The following is a 17925-nucleotide window of genomic DNA, read 5'->3' on the forward strand; positions in this document are numbered from 1 at the left end:
ATTGTGCAAGCCAGCTTCAACAGAGAGGGAACAGTGTGGTGCAAGGTTCCTGTAGCTGCTTCATAAATTCCTACCTCGCGAGCTGCGGAAGGAATGCCCATACAGGGTTGCAACCTCCGCCGGCAGGGCCCGTTATGCCCCGTAGGACTGCATGTTACAGATCGCATAGGTTGCGAACGGATTAATTTGCAGTTAAATAAGGGTGGTACCACGACACATTCGTCCCTTGACGGATGTGTCTTTTTGCTGTTTATGCGCCGTATTTGATAAGTAAAAGGAAGATTAGGAGTGTGTTATGATGCGTCAAAGTGAAATGCTTGTCCCAACATTACGTGAAGCGCCAGCGGAGGCAGATGCAGCGGGACATCGCTGGTTACTGCGTTCCGGTATGATTCGCCAACTGGCTGCGGGAATTTACAGTTATCTGCCCCTCGGACGGCGTATATTGTTAAATGTTGAACGGATTGTTCGAGAAGAGATGGATCGTGCCGGGTGTCAGGAGGTGTTGCTGCCGATTATGCAGCCTGCGGAGTTGTGGGAAGAATCCGGAAGATACACACAGTATGGTCCCGAATTGATGCGTCTGAAGGATCGTCATGCACGGGAATTTGCTCTTGGACCAACACATGAAGAAGTTGTAACTGCGTTAGCGCGGGATGAGGTGAGTTCGTATCGTAAGCTGCCATTCACGCTGTACCAGATCGGAACCAAGTTCCGGGATGAACGGCGTCCTCGATTTGGATTGCTGCGCGGTCGTGAATTTATCATGAAAGATGCGTACTCTTTTGCTTCCGATTGGGAAGAGCTTGATCGTACCTATCAGGCGATGAACACAGCTTATAGTCGCATTTTGGAGCGTTGTGGTCTGGACTATATCCGTGTTGAGGCGGATGCAGGAACGATTGGCGGTCAAGGGGAAACACACGAGTTCATGGCTCTTGCTGATGTGGGTGAGGACACGATTGTAACTTGCAAACATTGCGGATATGCTGCGAATCTGGAAAAAGCGGATTATCAGACTTCTGGAGATATGGAGAAAAAAGAAGGAAGTTCGGATGTTCCAGCCGACTATGCGAGTGCAGACTCCGCGCTTCAAACGGATGAATATTCAGGAGTGGAAAACGTAGTACGTATCTCGACACCTGGCGTTCGTACGATCGCAGAGTTAACCACTTTTGTGGGCAAAGGTGCTGAACATATGATCAAAACGCTGCTTTATGTGGCGGATGGTCAGCTCGTCGCTGCGCTTGTGCGTGGAGATCATGAACTGAATGATGTCGCATTGAAGCAGGTGTTGGGGCCAGAGGAACTGATCCTTGCAGACGATGCAACCATTGCGGCACATCCAAATCTGAAGGTAGGATTCCTGGGTCCGATTGGACTAAATCTGCCGATGGTGGTGGACGCTGACGTGGCAGTGATGAAGAGTGCAATTACAGGAGCCAATGAAGTGGATGTGCATGTTTCCGGTGTACGCCCAGGCATTGATTTTGCATTGGAGCGAGTAGAACGAATCCGCTTTGCTGCGGAAGGGGATGCTTGTCCAACATGTGGATCACCACTTGTGTTTACCAAAGGCATCGAGGTTGGCCATATTTTCAAGTTGGGGACGAAATATAGTGATGCCATGGGCGCTTCATTCCTGGATAGTAATGGTCGCCAGTGTGCGCCCGTCATGGGGTGTTACGGCATTGGTGTATCCCGCCTGATGGCCGCTATAGCTGAACAGTATGCAGGAGATGATGGCATAAAATGGCCTGCCGCTGTTGCACCTTATGATGTGCATCTGATTACAGTAAGTTGGAAGGATGAGCAGCAGCGTCAGCTCACCCTCGAACTGGAAAAACAATTGATCGATGGCGGATTCACTGTATTGGTTGATGATCGGGATGAACGTCCAGGTGTGAAATTCAAGGATGCGGAGCTGATCGGATTGCCTGTGCAGATCGTTATTGGCCGAGGAGCAGCAGAAGGACAGGTCGAACTGGGATCACACGCACTTGCAGCATCAGGTGAATCGAAACGAATCGGGTTGGCGGCACAGGAAGCTGTGCTTTATGTGAAGGAACAGCTCACTTCCTAAATTAAGGGGATTCGTTAATTATATGAGTTCATATAATAGTACCGAATATGATGCGGTAGCTGATTTTTATTGCTGAAATTCCAATGTGAGCATGAAAAAGAGGGCTATAGGCATGCAATTTGGTAGGATTTTATGAGTGATATCATACGAAATAACTATATTTGGACATATGTCTTCAGTATACAAGTGATTTTATGATTAAGGATTTGAAGATGATCATACGCAGGTGGATCTATGTGCAAGTATGCAATGTTGAGAAGATAGAGATGTCGAAATAAAAGTACAATAACCGCATGAACACGGTCATTCCGGAGAGTTTTTATATAGTTCGGTGTGGCAGGCACATGATGAAGTTGGTCCGTAAAGGCCTGGCTGGGGTTTATTTTTGCCTCAGATGATTGTTAGGATCAGCAGGATATGTCCACAGTAAATGTTCAATTATCTGATGTGGATTGATGTTTAAGAACGGAGATACAAAAGGGTGTCCCCTCAACCAGTAATCTGGCTTTGGGGACACCCTTTTGGTTATGACAAGATTAATCCGTTATGTTGTTGCACCTTATAAGTGATCATGCCTATATGCACTTTGCTTTGCTGAGCTTAAGAAGCTGCAGGCAATTTCAATTGTTGACCTGGATAAATCCAGTGTGGATTTTTGATATTGTTCAGCTTTTGCAATGCCTGCCAAGTTGTGCCGTATTGTTTGGAGATGGAGTACAGGGAATCTCCGGATTTAACAACATGCAGTTTGGCTGGAGCTGGTTTACTTGGTGTTGGTTTAGACGGTTTTTCCGGTTTAGGTGTTTCTGGTTTTGGCTTAGTTGGAGCCGGTGTTTCTGTTGCCGGAGTTTCCGGCTCTACTGCAGGTTTCTTCGCTTCACTGATCCGACCATCTGTTTTGATGTCTACAGCGCCAAGCTTCTGCATGTAATTAATCAATGCTTCGTCCAGCGCGCCATACATACCCGTAGTTGGATATTTGGCAAACATGGTGTATTCGTCACCACCAACAGCTGTGAAATCATTGGTTGCGAGTGTATACGTTGCTTCCGGATCAAGGGCTTTATCGCCAACGGTTACGGAATGTACACGGCTACCTTCTGCAGCGGAAGTGTCGATTTTGAACTTGATACCAGATACTTGCGGGAATCCACCGCTTGGTTCCGGGTAGGAAGCTACACCGACTTCAAGGGCTGCCAGAATATCGGACCCTTTCACTTCAAGGGTTACCACTTGATTACCAAAAGGAAGCACTGTGATAACATCACCTTTAGTTACGATCCCTTTTTCGATGGAAGCACGGATACCACCACCGTTAGTCAGGGCGATGTCGGCCTTGCTGACATCACGAATGGCATCTGCAAGCAGGTCACCCAGATTAGTTTCTCCTGCACGTACCTGTTCACGTTTACCATCCAGCAGAATAGCTGTATTGGCTACTTCTTCTTTCAAGATAGGTTCTTGTTCTTTTTGAATGGAGTTCACGAGAGTTGTAACTTTCTCATTTGGTTTGATGTCTTTTGCTTCGGTTTCATCAATTAATGTTGCTTGTTTCTTCGTTACTTTACCACTGTCTACCCACAGATCGATGACACCGACGTAGTTAGTGTATTCTCCTGCGCTTGCAATCAATGTTCCGTTATCGGATACAAGGCCATCTTGCAGTACAGTGTGGCTGTGACCATCGATGAATACATCGATGCCAGGGACTTCTTTAACAACTTTAAAGCTAGTATCCGTGCTGGATGCGTCTTGTCCAAGGTGTCCGAGGACAACAACAACATCGACTTTGCTGCGAATTTCGTTTACCAGAACTTTGGCTTCCGCAGATGGATCAGTAATATCAAGACCTTCTACGTTTTTGGGATTCGTTTTGTACAACGTTTCCGGTGTTGTCAAAGCGATGATACCAATTTTCACGCCATCTACTTCTTTAATGAGGTAAGGATCGAAGAGACGTGTTCCGTCTTTTTTCTTCACATTGGCACTCAGCATGGGGAAGTTCATCATGTCTGCCAGTTCGATCAGACGCTCCGAACCATAGTTGAATTCGTGGTTACCCGGTACGATGGCTTGGTATCCCATTTCATTCATGACTTTCACGATGCTCTCACCATTCACAAGAGTGGCAAAAGTTGTACCATGTACAGCATCTCCAGCATCAAGCAAGAGTGTGTTCGGGTTTTCGCTACGATATTTGTCAGCGATTCCAGCTACTTTGGCAAAACCCATAGCAGGTGAAGATTCAACTGCACGGGCATGCGTATCATTCGTATGTAGAATGGTAATGTGTTTGCCTGTTCCCGGAGTGGTATCCGTTGCAGCCGCGGCAATACCTACACTGCCAAACAGCAAACAGACCGTTAGCAGAAGTGATACGTAATTCTTCCAGATTTTCATATGAATCCGAAACCTCCCATGATAATAATCTACTTGAGCGTTTACACAGCTCAAATAGTATTTTAACAGACTATTATTAGGAAATCTCGCGAATTACGTAAAAATAAGTAACCTGAAAGTGACATGTAATCTGCTGTTGGAAAATATAATCTCCGGAAAGAACGTATGTTCTTAAAGAGTGTAAAAAAAATGCTGCGCTTCACGCGGCAGTCCGGTACGTAAACAAAATTTCTCCAAAGATTCATCCGGTTCAGGCATCACTCCGGAGGTCAGCAATTGAATGGCAAAACGGTTAGCCTGTCTTTCCAGCTTGCCTGGAGCAAAATAGGAATGTTCCTCCAGAAAGAATCGATTAATCCCTTTATGAAGCCGGTCATGACCAAGCTCATGGGCGCACACGAACCGTTGCCATTCCGGCGGCAAATCATTGTGTATGACGATAAACCTGCGCCGGAGCTTGCGAAAGTACAGTCCCTTAGTGGACTTCCCCAAATTGGTGAAACGAATCTGTATTCCAACCGCGCGGGCAATGCTGAACGGGCAGTTGGTCCGGTGTTTTCGAATCAGCTTTGTTACGATGTCATCCATATGATCTCACCTGCTGCCTCATTAAATTCAGTGGGTCATGCCTCATGGGCGATTGTCCGATTCGTCTGTCTTTTTGCGTTTGTTCATCTGTTTGGCTTCCCAGAACAGACCTGTCAGCACATCCTTGATTCGTTTCTTGTCCTCTTCATCGAGTGGAATGCCGTCAAACATCAGATCATCATCGTCCTCCAACATCTTTTTGAAATCACGACGGTCTTTGTATGTAGCCCATTCCGGTACGTCCTGAAGTTCAGCAGCACTTCCTGGTTCAATATAACCAGCCTGCTTCATCATCTCTGTATAAGGCACTGAGAGTGCGTCTGAAATTTTGCGGATGGTCGCTGGTTTCGGCACACCCCGGACCCCATTTTCAATACGTGAAATCTGCGAATTGCTTATTCCGGCTGCTTCGGCGAGCTGATTGATGCTGTATCCCTGTTGCTCGCGCAGTTGTTTCATATAAGGACCAAAAGCGTGCTCCACCATGTATGCCAACTCCTTTGATTCGTACAAGTGCTTGAAATTAATATTAAGAAGGAAAGTTGAATGCGACAACCCTAAACCTTTGCGGGTGCGCCGTTCCGGATTCGGATCGTTCTTTTGATCGCTGTTATCCCCGGATTTCCTATTTCCCTTTCCTAAAGGGTGAAATCCGTTGATAAAGGCGAACGCTTTGCTTCTTCAGAATCGATTCCGTCTCCTTCACTACGTATGCGCGTGATATGTACCTTAGCGGCATCAAGGAGTTCAAGGGGAGCTTCTTAATATCAAAAATCAAATGACTTATACGGAAGTTCATTAATTAAACAGTACTATAACGTATATATACCATTAGGTAAAGGGATATGAAACAATTATGCCAAAAGGCATAGGAAATGAGAGCGAAGGTTTTATTTTATCGTCAAAATGAACCAAAATGAAGGTTTACTCCGATCTCCAGAAAGTGGTATCCTCAAATAGAAATACGAACACTATACGAACAAAATGTAACATTGATACAGGTTGGAGTTTAAGAAATCACCCTTTGAAGAAGGGGATTCCCCGGGTTATACCGATTTGGAGTAATTCCAAAAGGCAACAGCGGGAAATTGGAGACATGTCGTTATTTATTTTGGAAACTGGACAACTCTATGAATAAGAGCGTTTTGCCATCGTGCAAAGTACGATGGCAAAACAACATGACGTGAACGATAGAGTGAGAGATATGAATGGAGTAAAGAATACTAAAGGAGGAAGATAAATATGGAATTGATGCTGCCCGAATTGGACCGACGTAAAACGCAAACAGCTGTTGAGGCTGCGCTGGAAAAATACCGCATTTATAAGACCATTGCATTTGAAGAACGAGAGGTTATGGTGACGGCAAGTTATGCCAAGCGTTTCCACGGTGCAACCAATGTGACGGGGGATTCCACGGCGAGAACGGCGATTTACAATGTTGATGTGCAGCGTGCGCGTCAGGCATACTGCGATACGATTGATTTTGTGGTGTCCCGTCTAAGTGAAAAGGAACGTGTTCTCGTATGTGAACGATATCTGAAAGACGATGACGTGTTTGATTATAAAGTGTATAACCATGTGTTTGATCCGCCTGTCAGCAAGGACACGTATACAAAGATTCGTACGCGTGCTTTCTACAAAATGGCGCTGGCTCTGTCAGATCGAGGTTTGATTAATATGGAGCCGCTGTCTGTGTCCCGCAAGGAGCGCAAGAAGCTGGGCTAAGTTATCGATTGAAGAAGTTGATCCTTTAATATCCAAGGTGGATTGGTTACAATAGTTGAACAAACCACAGTTGGCATCAGCCAAAGGAGAGAAGTCTGCCATGACGGAAGAAGTCGGAATGCAGGAAATGGTCACGTTGAAGACAATCGCGGAAACACTCAATACGTCCAATGATCTGAACTTAATGCTGGATACCGTGGTCGGCAAATTACTGGAGTTGACCGGATTAACGGCAGGCTGGATGTTTCTGATTAATGAACGTGGAGAATATACCTGTGTTTCGGATTATAATCTGCCCCCGGCATTACTGCGTAAAGATAAGGAGCCCATGCGAACGGGTACCTGCTGGTGTGTGAACCGCTTTAAGGACGGTCAACTCAATCATGCGGTCAACATCATTAACTGTAAACGGCTGGAGGATGCGGTGGAATTCCAATGGGGAGATACCCATGATATTACCCACCATGCAACCGTTCCGTTAAGGTCAGGTGAGAAGATGCTCGGCCTGCTCAACGTGGCTGCGCCAGCCAAGGAACATTTCAGTGACAGTGAACTGGCGCTGTTACAGGGCGTGGCGTACCAGATTGGTAGTGCGGTAGAGCGGATGAGATTGTATCGCGCGGAGCAGCGACGAGCTGATCTGTATGCCAAGCTGGGGGAGTTCAGCACAGCCTTGGGTCTTGCAGTGAACGAATGCAGCAATTCGGATGCTTTTTCTTTAAAAGTTGTACAGCTGCTTGGGCAGCATTATGATTGGCCTTTTGCTACAATTATTCAGCAGAAAAACGGAATGTTCGTCTTGCAGGCAGCCTATGCGGATGATAAGGTTCGAACGTTATCAATTGCGCTGGGCTCTTCAGAAGCGGCGAGCCACATTAACCAACTAATCAATTGTCATCGTGTAACATCACTGTCTGGGACAGAGATCGCTGAGATATTTAACCTATGCAAGCCTGACGAGGCTATGAATTCCATTGCCTCGGGAATTGCTGCTCCCCTTCCATACCATACGCCAGGGGAAATGGGAATTCTGGTGATCGGAATAGGAACATCAGGTCCTGCGCAGGAGGACCGTGAAGTGCTGGAGGCATTGGCCGAACATATTGCTGCCTCATGGGAGAGTCTGAAGCTGGCGGAGAATCGCCGCGAACTTGCACGAATGGAAGAGAGAAACCGTTTGGCTCGCGATCTGCATGATTCGGTTAATCAGATTTTATTTTCACTATCGTTAACTGCTAAAGGCGCGGAAAGTATGTTATCCGGCTCTGAGCAGTTGCACCCGGCAACGGAAGCGATGAAGGATATTCGGGCTTTGTCTCAGGAGGCGCTCAAGGAAATGCGCGCATTGATTATGCAGCTCCGTCCCGCGGGACTGGAAGCAGGGTTGCTCCATGCGCTACAGGAATACGGCACCAGCCAGGGGCTTCAAGTGGTGATGAATCGGACGGGAATGCGGTCTTTACCGCGTAATATAGAAGAAGCATTGTGGCGAATCGGACAGGAAGCGCTGAATAATGTACGGAAACACGCTGATGTTCCTTCTGCTGAGGTCACCCTCAAGTTAAGTAATCATGAAGTGGTGTTCACCGTCACAGATCAGGGAAAAGGTGGTGCGAACAGGCCAAAAGCGTCGTCTGGAAGCTCCCTGGGCCTGTCCATTATGAAGGAACGGGCTCAATCGCTCGGAGGCAGCTTAGAAATAGTGAGTTCTTCCCGTAAGGGAACAACGGTAACGGCAGTCATTCCACTTCCGTTCGAATCTGTATAAAGTCAGGGGGAAGAAGAGATGCCGATTACGATTTTGCTCGCAGATGATCATGCGATGGTGAGAAGAGGTTTGCACGTTTTTTTGACCACACAGCAAGACATGAAGGTTGTGGGCGAAGCATCGAACGGGCAGGAAGCACTATCGCAGGCGGAAGCGTTAAAACCTGACGTGGTATTAATGGATCTGCATATGCCGATTATGGACGGAATCGAAACAGCCAGACGACTGCGCACATTAATGCCAGCAACGCGAATTATTGTACTCACATCGTTTTCCGATCAGGATCATGTGGTTCCTGCTGTGCGTGCAGGGGTGAAGGGGTATCTGCTCAAAGATATTGAACCGGAGGATCTGGCTGTGGCCATTCGCAATGTGCATGCAGGTCAGGTAGAATTGCATCCCGCCGCAGCAGGTCAATTGATGCATGTGATGGCTTCATCCGATTGGTCTATAAATGAACAGCAACCACAGTATATACCGACAGATCGGTCAGCAGATAGTCAATTCCAAGAGCTTAAGCAGACGAAGAATTCCACTGAAGCATCCCTAGGTGGTCTGGATATGCTCACTCGCCGTGAACAAGAGGTTCTGGGGCTGATTGCTCAAGGGCTGAGCAACAAGGAAATTGCGGTTCAATTGGTCATTACCGAAAAAACGGTTAAAACCCATGTTAGTCATCTGCTCGACAAACTGGGTCTGGCGGATCGGACGCAAGCGGCTCTTCACGCCGTAAGAAACGGCTGGGTCGTCTGACCATTTCCGACATATCTTCATACTTAAGTCGTATAAACTCAACCTAAAGGTTGAGTTTTTTGGTATTTCAAGTTAAGTCTATCTGCTGACGATTTGGATGCAAAAGAAAGGTAAGATAAGAGTAGAAATAACAGATCGGTTGAAACATGAGAGTTTGAATTATTAAAAACCAAGGAGAGTGACATGAATGAATATTGTTATTTTGGCAGGAAGCAATCGGAACAATGCAACCAGTACACGTCTGGGAGAGTATGCTGTGGAGATTATTCGAGGTCAGGGACATCAGGCCAGTCTGTTTGATCTGTATCAGACACCACTTCCATTCTACGCGCCAGATGAAAAACAAGCGGATCATGAACATCTGGCAGACCTGAATACACGTATGCTCGCGGCTGATGCAATCATCCTGTCTACACCAGAGTATCACGGCAGTATAAGTGGTGTGCTCAAAAATGCACTGGATCACCTGAGTCAGGCTCATTTCAGCGGTAAGCCGGTCCTGTCCATCAGCTCCTCTGGTGGAGCGGTGGGGGTAAGTTCCCTTTTACAACTGCAGGCAATTGTTCGCAATCTGCATGGCATTAATGCCCAGGAGTGGATATCCATTGGTGGCGCGCAACGCAGACGATTCGAAGCGACCTTTGACGGATACGAAGAGTACGAAGGTAGTCAGGATATAGAGGACCGGGTGCAACGGGTCATTGGATCGTTTTTAAATCTGGCACAGACGTTAACGAATGCGCGGAATTCAACCATGAGTTGAGAACAAACGAAGATGAAAAATCGGAAAAGGAAAAGAGGTTGAGCATGATGATTACAGGCATATTTGAAACACATCTAAACGTGACGGATCTGGAGAGATCCCATCATTTCTATGAAACGGTCCTGGGTTTACCCCATGCCTATGGGCAGAAAGAACGCGGAAACTCCTTCTACTGGATTGGTGGAAAAGGCAACGCCATGCTGGGATTGTGGCAAAAGGAACCTTCCGAGGTGAAACGTCAACACTTTGCTTTTCATGTATCTCTGGAGGATATGAAACATGCGGTGGCTCACCTGGAGAACAAAGGAATCAAGACACAGAACTTCCTGAATGATGATATCGGAGAACTGTACGTCTTCGGCTGGATGCCTGCGGTATCTGTATATTTTAACGATCCGGATGGTCATTTGCTTGAATTCATCGCCATGCTCCCGGATGAAGCGAAGCCTGAACTTGGCATGGTGCCGTGGAGTCAGTGGGAGGAGATGCAGGAGAAGAACATATGATGATTGAAGAATTACGGTTATATACAACACGGCTGGAGGACCTCAAGCAATTTTATAGCGTTACGTTGGGAATGGAGGTGTCCAATGCGACGGATCAGGCCTTCAACCTGCAGGTTGGAAGGACAAAGATGATTTTCAAACCGTGTGAAACAGATCGTGAGCCCTTTTATCATGTGGCCTGGTCGATTCCGACGAATCGATTCAAGGAAGCGAAGCAGTGGGTTGCATCACGTGTTGTTTTAAGCAGAGAAGGAGATCGGGATGAGACGTACTCTACGAACTGGAACTCTCATTCTCTCTATTTCGAAGATCCGGCAGGCAATATTATCGAGCTGATTGCTCATCATCGTATTCAGAACGAGAGTGACCATGACTTCTCGACTCAAGATATATTACAGGTGTGTGAGATTGGCCTAGTGACGGAGGATGTTCTGTCTACGGTGAATGAGCTTCAGCGGATTGGACTCACGCGCTGGGGTGAGGTTAGTGATACCTTTGCTCCTGTAGGAGATGTACATGGTTTATTTATTGTGGTGAAGAAGGATCGGACGTGGTTTTTCTCTACGCAAAAAGCAGAGATTTATCCGCTGGAAGTATCCATCCGTGGGGTGGGCAAGCTTCGAATTGGCTAAACTTTGCATTCCGGGGCAAAACGGGCATATGTGGAGCAATTCCATCATGTTATAGAAGTAAACGCTTTATTTATTCATTCCAGAGTAGTTTCTCTGATGGGTTTACATATGATGAAGGGTGGTGGCAAGCTTGGATCGACGTTTGTTGGAAGATGGACTTGCGATTATCGTTTCCAGTCGGGAACGTACAGGAGATCTGTGGCACGCCCATTATGGGGCGGGTGCAATTGCGGCATATTTTTGGGTACGGGAAAATCGTCTCACTGCCCTTGCCGCCGGCAGTGTTACGGCCGAAGCAAAAGCCATGCTTCGCCAGCATGGAATCAGCCCTGGTCAGACCTCTCCGATTGGTGAGATGATGCCCAGGGAAGATGCCGAGGCGCGTATTACGGACGCATTGGATCGAACGATTGGAGAACTGCACTGGGTTGGACACCAGGCCATCTACGGGGCAATCAGTCTGAAAGCTATTCGCGAACTGGATGGATGGGGCACTGCGGAGGATATTGGTCGGCTGGTTGAACTGATCGATTCATTCGATCGAACCATCCCGGGAAGATCTTGGATGAACACAACGATGAAAGAAATTCGCAGTCTGAAGCCGGAAAAAAGCGATGGTTTCCCTGATATTGAAGATCCAGTTCAGTTGTCACGTCTGATTCTGGATGAGCTTGTTGCTTTCCAGACTATCTATCACGCGGAAGCGCATCATGATCTGATCGGTCATATGCTGACCTATGGACATGCGCTTAACATATTATATGAACTGGGTTATCCGGCATTATTCCACAAAGGCATCCCACCTTTCCTTACCATGGTGAAGGCACTGCGCTTAAGCCGAGATGTGGATATTGAACAGGCGATGCCGACATTACAATCACCCGTAGATCTGCTGCCATTAGCACGAGCGGAACGATCAGTGGCGCTTCCTCATGAACTGGAATACTGGCTCACCGACAGACGTTCCCGTGACTGGAACGGAGGTCATGTGTTCAAATTCCCGTTCAGCTTCTATCATCATGCCAAGAACGGGGAGCCCGTACCAGAAACATGGGAGAACTTTCGTTATATCATCGCGTGAGATAAAACATACATTTCAGAAGGGGTGTCCGTCATGACGGACACCCCTTCTAGACATTATTCTGGTCTACCGAATTGTGGGCATCCTGTACCTGTTTAACGGGGCCAAATTTCAAGGATAAACAGGATCAGCATGACTCTGGACACCAGCATGTATGGTGATTTTCGTACGGGCTGACGCGCTGCCCATATTCCCCAGGAGCTCATAAGTGCAATACTCCCCCAGAACATCCATAAGGAGATGCCTTCGGGTGTAAATAGAAAGGACAGCTTGGGCAGTCCCCTGTTGCCAGCCCCAAGAAGAACAGTGGTCATATAGACGAGGACAAGGAAAAACAACTCGAAGAGCAGGGTTTGCAGCCAGAAATAATAGATGTTGAACACTCGTAGCATGATGACTGTGATCAGGATAAACAGGATACCCACAGATAAGAATGTTGCCGCGGTCCATCCAATGAGAGATGTTGTTATAACATCTGTTTCCTGATATAAGATGTACATCGCCAACGCATACATAGCGGGGCCCGCCATATAACTGGTGACAGCAATCCAAAGATAGAAGAAATACCTCTTTTTCATGGTCATATCCATCCTTTATTGTTCGTAGGATTTGAAAGCTACTTATGTCATATAAACATCGTCAGGATGGGTTTGGTTGGACTATCGATAGGAGTTTCTCGCGAGAAATCGGCATTTAACCGCCATAGAGACGACCACATTCAGGCGTAATTCATCCCGTTTACCATCAGCACGAGTGGGCAAAGGAGGTAAAATGGTATTATCGGATCAGCAGCAAGGCAGACACACCGACAGCTCATACGCTAACGTACAGCCGGCCAGGGGACCGGTTTTTTTATTCGGTGATTGCATCCTTGCCCTGATCGGGTATTAAAGACTAGATATATAAGTTGAACTAACGATTTACACGAGAACGAAGAGGACAGAAATAACCTGAAGAATCGGAGCTAAAAGCTTTCTGCAAGAAAGCTACTTCGGAAGCATACACTGCGCCTTTATCCACGGATTTCTACCTTTATATAAGTGGATCAAGAAAATCCGGGGATAACAGCGATCGGAAGGTTGTTCTGTCATCGAAGTGGCAAGTGTAAATATTCTGTAGTTCAACTTATATAGATAACAGGAGGCTACGTGATATGAAAACAGTATTGTATGTTCCACTGGATGATCGTCCAGCGAATCTGGATGATGTGATTGTGCAAGGGAAAGCAGCCGGTATCCATATCGTTACACCGAACCTGAGTGATATTAAGAATCGTCTGGATTCGGAGAAAACCGTAGATGGCACAACGCTGCTCGGCACCTCCACGCCGGTTTATGGCAAACCGTCCAAGATTCACGACTTTATTCTGAAACATGCTGCCAAGGTCGACGGATTCATTATCTCATCCGATATGCTAACTTATGGCGGTCTGATTGGCAGTCGTCAACTCCGCGAAGATGGAGGAGGCACCTATCCAGAATACGATGAAGAGACCACTCGTTTGCTGGACGTGATCCGCGTGATCAAGCAGAAATACCCACGCAAACCCGTATTTGTAATGGATACCATCATGCGTTTGGCTACAACCTCGTTTGCAGATGGCTTGGCGCTCGACGCATATAATGAGTCCCGTGCGTTGATGCAACAGCCACGTCAGACGCACACCGAGTTTGAGGATATTATCGAGGGTTATAACCTGTCCCCGGATGGAGTGGAATATGGGACAACGACCTATTTTGATAAAGAACAGTATTACAACACAAGACAGCATAAATTCAAAACAAATCTGTACATTTTGGAGCAGCTGGCTCGCACAGGTTATATCGATTTCTTTGCAGTTGGAGTCGACGATGCCAACACGCAGGGTGTTCAGATCAATGAAATCAAATATGTAGAAGCGCGGATCAATGAATGGCTGGGTGGAACCAATGGACAAAATCCGGATCGTGCTATCATTTTGCCGGATGCAGATGGTCTGGGGCACGCTTTGGTTGCTCGCATGGCTAACCAGTTGTTCCGAGGTGGGGCGAAGACACGTTACGGCGTGAAATATTTTGGTCCTCACGGCAATACGATCATTAACACGTATGAGTACATGGATGTACACGAGAATGTGGTTCGTCACGTGGATATTGTGGGCGGTGTGCTTGTGGTGGATTCGGCATATCCTGAACCGGAGGTGGTGACGGATCCGATGACTAGTGTGGATAATGAACAGCTGGTGGCTGTATCAGTCGAGCAAGTTGTTCCATTTGATATGGCTTCCGAACTGGATCGTATGACCAAGGGTCACCCGGGTAATTCCGGGGAGAACACAAGCATCGACATTGAGATTATTGCGATTACGGCTCTGGATCAGGTGCAGGCTGCGTTGGAACAATTGACGCTGAATGGGGAACAAGGCCTGCCTTCGGTGTTGATTGATTTTGTGGGGAAAGGTCCAGCGAATGTTGATGTTGCTGAAGCGTTGCTGAGCAGTCCATATACCGGACGGGTTCTGGGTTATAGTGCATGGAATACACCAGGTAACAAGATCGGTATTGCTGTAGGCATGGGGCAGTCCAGGTACGCGTTGATTACAACAGAGAAGCATGACCATAAGTTGCGCGATGCGATGAACGCACATGGCTCACTGTTATTTAAGCGTTTCCTGAAGGATTACTACTATAAAGCGGTAGCGATTGCAGAGATCCGCACATATTCTCGAGCCCATGCGCTGTATACCAACGTGGCTACCCTTTCGGATCAAAATATGTTGCTGTTTAACTCGGAGGAAGACTATGCCCATCTGCAAACATTGCTCCGTGATTTGATGCAGACGTATACCACGGCGCTTGCGAATAAAACAGCTTTCCAGACAGGCAATGTGGCGATTAAGCAGATCTGTAATGACGAATTGTCTTATGCCACATATGGCAGTGCGCTGTTGGAATATGCGAATCCGGATTTCATCTGGGGCCGTGCATTTGAGATTACGTTGAACCCGCAAGTTAATTTTAATATTGTGTAAAAGATTGCCGCAGATATCAGCCTATAAGCCATGACCGCTTCCTTTAAACGTTGGCTTAGGCCAGCACTGAAGAAGGTATGGTGTGGTATGGATCGGAACCAGTTAAGGGGATCGGATCAGGTAATCATTACGATCCCCCTTAACATTACGTTTAACTTGCAACGCTACCCTATTGCACTAGCTAACTTATCAAGTGCAATGTACTCCTTATTCGAAAGCTCTTCAATCATTGAAGTCAGTTTGGGTATATTGAGTGAGTTTTCGTTGATTATCATTTGTTTAAGCATATTGTTTCGAAGAGAACGAGCCTTTAGTTCAATATCCTCAAATAGGTTGTAAAACAGACTGCCATCAATTAATCCAAGTTTATGTAAATAATGAATTCGCTTGGTCATTAACGTCTTATGCTCAGATAACATATGTAATGCTCTTATATATTGATGATCGGCACGAACAAATTCAATTAATTTGTTATAAATGTGGATACCAAATACAGGGTCTAGACTGCCGTGCAGACATTGCTCTTCTGCTGGAATGCCTTCAATGACTTCAAAGTATGCAGCACTATTCGTAGAATTAAGATAATGTTTCAGTGAGATTTTGAAAAACTCCAAATTGAAACGATAGGACTTGAACGAATTCATGGAGATAAGTTGTATACCAAATACATTATCCCAGCAGTCCTCTTTATAGTTGATATGTTCATTGACTGCTTGCTCAATCTCATAAAAGGATCCCTTTGTTTTCTCATATTTGGGCAACGGGTCAGGAAAAAAATCTGCGATATTAAATTCTTGATTATCCCGATCATAACCGTATATGAATAAATCATGAGGTGCACTTTCTTCAGTTCTATAGGCTTTAATATGTTGTTTATCGATAAGAACATAAATGTAGTTACCATTATTAATTGACTCTATGAAGAAATCGGTAACATTTAACTTGAGCAATTGGATCATTTCTTTTTGCATACTGTGAATATTTAACAACGGATGGTACTCTCTCATTAATGGCTGGTAGAACTCCAAGTGGAAAGTATCCGGTTGGTAGAAATCAAACCTTAGTTGCATGTGATTCGTAAATAACCATTCATGGTAGGAAGGGTGATTGGGAAGAATAGAGTGCATATTAGCATGAATCGGATAACCTTGAATTACAGGTGAATGCATAATAAGTCCTTTTTTCATAATCAATATCTCACTCTCTACATTGGATAGTTAACTTTTAGCGCACCACAAACACCTTTCTTAACGCTGCACACTTCGTCTAATTACGTACATCCTATATACGAAGGATATTACACCTGCAATAAAATGTAAATAAATAACATTGTTTTGATAGCGATATAAAAGTGATTTCTGTGTTGGGAAATTAGAACAGTTGTCGTCTTTTTTCCGCCCGAACGTCTTCCTTAATCGCACCGAAGTCGTACGGAACACCATCCGCGCTAGGGATGAAAGGGTGTAAGATTGTATTATCGGATCAATAACAAGGGACGCACCGAAAGCACATACGCTAATGTACAGACCGGCCAGGTGGCCGGTCTTTTTGATGCGGTGAATGTAGTCCCGTTACTGGTTCGATAGCAATCAAGACTCTGAGTTAGAAGGGGGAGTCTACTGCTGCTACATTGTCGCTGCACGGTGTGGGCAGATCTCAAACTTGCAGCTAAAGGGGGCGAAATGAATGTGTCTATGAGAAATAAGATTAGAACTGCCGTGAGCACCAGTAAAATGAGTAAGCTCATTAAAAAAACGCTGAAACAGAAGCTTGCGGTACTTGTTCCAGATTGGAACGGTCGTGTGCTGGATGTACCTGCGTCAGGCGAAATGTTGGCCGGGCCTTGTGCAGTCGTTGCGTTTGCCGAAGAAGTGCCGAAGTCTGCCTGGGCGGGATATCGACGGATCATTAAAATTTCACCATACGTTCGTCCGGAAGATGGCGGCGCTGAACAAGTGGAAGCTTGGTCAGCCCATCTAATCGAAGGGTTGCACCAGGTAAGGCTGGTGGATGAAGCAGGTGGGGCATTCACCTGTATCTATCTGGGTTCTTCAGATAGCGATCGGGTGGATGCAGGGTCTGGAATGCTCACGCGCAGTCTACGGTTCGGAGTGTATGTTCCAGAAGACTCGGGAGCTGTCCTCGCTGAAACAGGCGACGCGTGGTTAGCTGCGCTTCAAGACTGGACACAGCAAGAGCTTGGCTCGAACTGGTCGGTATATGGTGATGCCTGGCCCGGAGGATATGAGATGCCGTCTGTGTTATGGCGATTGGCTGGATGCAGCACGTCTGTGGCGGGCACTTCGGCATTGGAGGTTCGGCAACAGTGGGTTGGGCATGTACTAACCGATCATCCGGTGCTAACACGGCAGACCGTTACTCGGTTGGTAGAGCAACTTGCAGTGCAATCTCGTCTTGCCGTCACTGAAACGGGTGGCGAAGAGCACGAAGGTAACACGCGATATATCACAGTGGATGAAGTCACGGCAGATTTACAGGCAGATGCCTATCTGAACGGACAGATTCGTCTGACACTACAGCAGCGGATTCGTCGTCCGGGTACAAATGTGCCTTTGATTCGTGAGATTCACCATACCAAAGGCATGGAGTAAAAGT

Annotated in this window: 15 protein-coding genes; 10 read left to right on the top strand and 5 right to left on the bottom strand. The window is 46.5% G+C overall.

The window, feature by feature from the left end:
* Positions 1-298 precede the first annotated feature (298 nt).
* Positions 299-2083 (top strand): proline--tRNA ligase, encoded by a 1785-nt coding sequence (locus ACETMN_RS06385; protein WP_411735908.1) that lies wholly within the window; start codon positions 299-301, stop codon positions 2081-2083.
* Between the two features lie 600 nt (positions 2084-2683).
* Here the strand turns inward: ACETMN_RS06385 and ACETMN_RS06390 are convergent.
* The 3 genes from ACETMN_RS06390 to ACETMN_RS06400 all read right to left on the bottom strand — a co-directional run bounded on the left by ACETMN_RS06390 (position 2684) and on the right by ACETMN_RS06400 (position 5557).
* Positions 2684-4483, bottom strand: a complete 1800-nt coding sequence (locus tag ACETMN_RS06390; RefSeq protein WP_411735909.1) for a 5'-nucleotidase C-terminal domain-containing protein — start codon at positions 4481-4483, stop codon at positions 2684-2686.
* A 171-nt stretch (positions 4484-4654) separates the two neighbouring features.
* Positions 4655-5071, bottom strand: a complete 417-nt coding sequence (locus ACETMN_RS06395) for an ImmA/IrrE family metallo-endopeptidase (protein WP_017690190.1) — start codon at positions 5069-5071, stop codon at positions 4655-4657.
* Between the two features lie 42 nt (positions 5072-5113).
* Positions 5114-5557: a helix-turn-helix domain-containing protein gene (locus ACETMN_RS06400; protein ID WP_082219000.1), complete on the bottom strand. Its 444-nt coding sequence runs from the start codon at positions 5555-5557 to the stop codon at positions 5114-5116.
* Positions 5558-6313: 756 nt separating this feature from the next.
* Here ACETMN_RS06400 and ACETMN_RS06405 point away from each other — a divergent pair.
* The 7 genes from ACETMN_RS06405 to ACETMN_RS06435 all read left to right on the top strand — a co-directional run bounded on the left by ACETMN_RS06405 (position 6314) and on the right by ACETMN_RS06435 (position 12299).
* Positions 6314-6796 (top strand): ArpU family phage packaging/lysis transcriptional regulator, encoded by a 483-nt coding sequence (locus tag ACETMN_RS06405; RefSeq protein WP_411735910.1) that lies wholly within the window; start codon positions 6314-6316, stop codon positions 6794-6796.
* Positions 6797-6851: 55 nt separating this feature from the next.
* Complete coding sequence (locus ACETMN_RS06410; protein ID WP_411735911.1) at positions 6852-8564, top strand: GAF domain-containing sensor histidine kinase; 1713 nt, start codon at positions 6852-6854, stop codon at positions 8562-8564.
* Positions 8565-8582: 18 nt separating this feature from the next.
* Positions 8583-9317 carry a response regulator transcription factor gene (locus ACETMN_RS06415; protein ID WP_341072617.1) on the top strand — a complete coding sequence of 245 codons (735 nt, stop codon included), beginning with the start codon at positions 8583-8585 and terminating at the stop codon, positions 9315-9317.
* A gap of 187 nt (positions 9318-9504) precedes the next feature.
* Entirely contained in the window at positions 9505-10080 is a 576-nt protein-coding gene (locus ACETMN_RS06420) for an NADPH-dependent FMN reductase (RefSeq protein WP_036611439.1), read from the top strand.
* Positions 10081-10124: 44 nt separating this feature from the next.
* Positions 10125-10586: a VOC family protein gene (locus ACETMN_RS06425; RefSeq protein WP_411735912.1), complete on the top strand. Its 462-nt coding sequence runs from the start codon at positions 10125-10127 to the stop codon at positions 10584-10586.
* On the top strand, positions 10583-11218 hold the full coding sequence (locus ACETMN_RS06430) for a VOC family protein (RefSeq protein WP_411735913.1): 636 nt from the start codon (positions 10583-10585) through the stop codon (positions 11216-11218). Before ACETMN_RS06425 ends, ACETMN_RS06430 begins: the two co-directional genes overlap by 4 nt.
* A gap of 121 nt (positions 11219-11339) precedes the next feature.
* On the top strand, positions 11340-12299 hold the full coding sequence (locus ACETMN_RS06435; RefSeq protein WP_210109545.1) for a hypothetical protein: 960 nt from the start codon (positions 11340-11342) through the stop codon (positions 12297-12299).
* A gap of 95 nt (positions 12300-12394) precedes the next feature.
* On the opposite strand, the gene ACETMN_RS06440 is transcribed toward ACETMN_RS06435, so the two are convergent.
* Positions 12395-12877, bottom strand: coding sequence for a hypothetical protein (locus tag ACETMN_RS06440; protein ID WP_091015510.1), 483 nt, complete (start codon positions 12875-12877; stop codon positions 12395-12397).
* A gap of 575 nt (positions 12878-13452) precedes the next feature.
* On the opposite strand from ACETMN_RS06440, the gene ACETMN_RS06445 reads away from it, so the two are divergent.
* Positions 13453-15309: a DUF4127 family protein gene (locus tag ACETMN_RS06445; RefSeq protein ID WP_411735914.1), complete on the top strand. Its 1857-nt coding sequence runs from the start codon at positions 13453-13455 to the stop codon at positions 15307-15309.
* Positions 15310-15473: 164 nt separating this feature from the next.
* Here the strand turns inward: ACETMN_RS06445 and ACETMN_RS06450 are convergent, their stop codons facing one another.
* Positions 15474-16496, bottom strand: coding sequence for a hypothetical protein (locus ACETMN_RS06450; protein ID WP_091015507.1), 1023 nt, complete (start codon positions 16494-16496; stop codon positions 15474-15476).
* A 546-nt stretch (positions 16497-17042) separates the two neighbouring features.
* Here ACETMN_RS06450 and ACETMN_RS06455 point away from each other — a divergent pair.
* Entirely contained in the window at positions 17043-17921 is an 879-nt protein-coding gene (locus ACETMN_RS06455; protein ID WP_411735915.1) for a hypothetical protein, read from the top strand.
* The last annotated feature ends 4 nt before the right edge of the window (positions 17922-17925 follow it).

The sequence above is a fragment of the Paenibacillus sp. M2 genome, from assembly GCF_046713495.1.
In the GTDB taxonomy this organism is placed as follows: domain Bacteria; phylum Bacillota; class Bacilli; order Paenibacillales; family Paenibacillaceae; genus Paenibacillus; species Paenibacillus amylolyticus_B.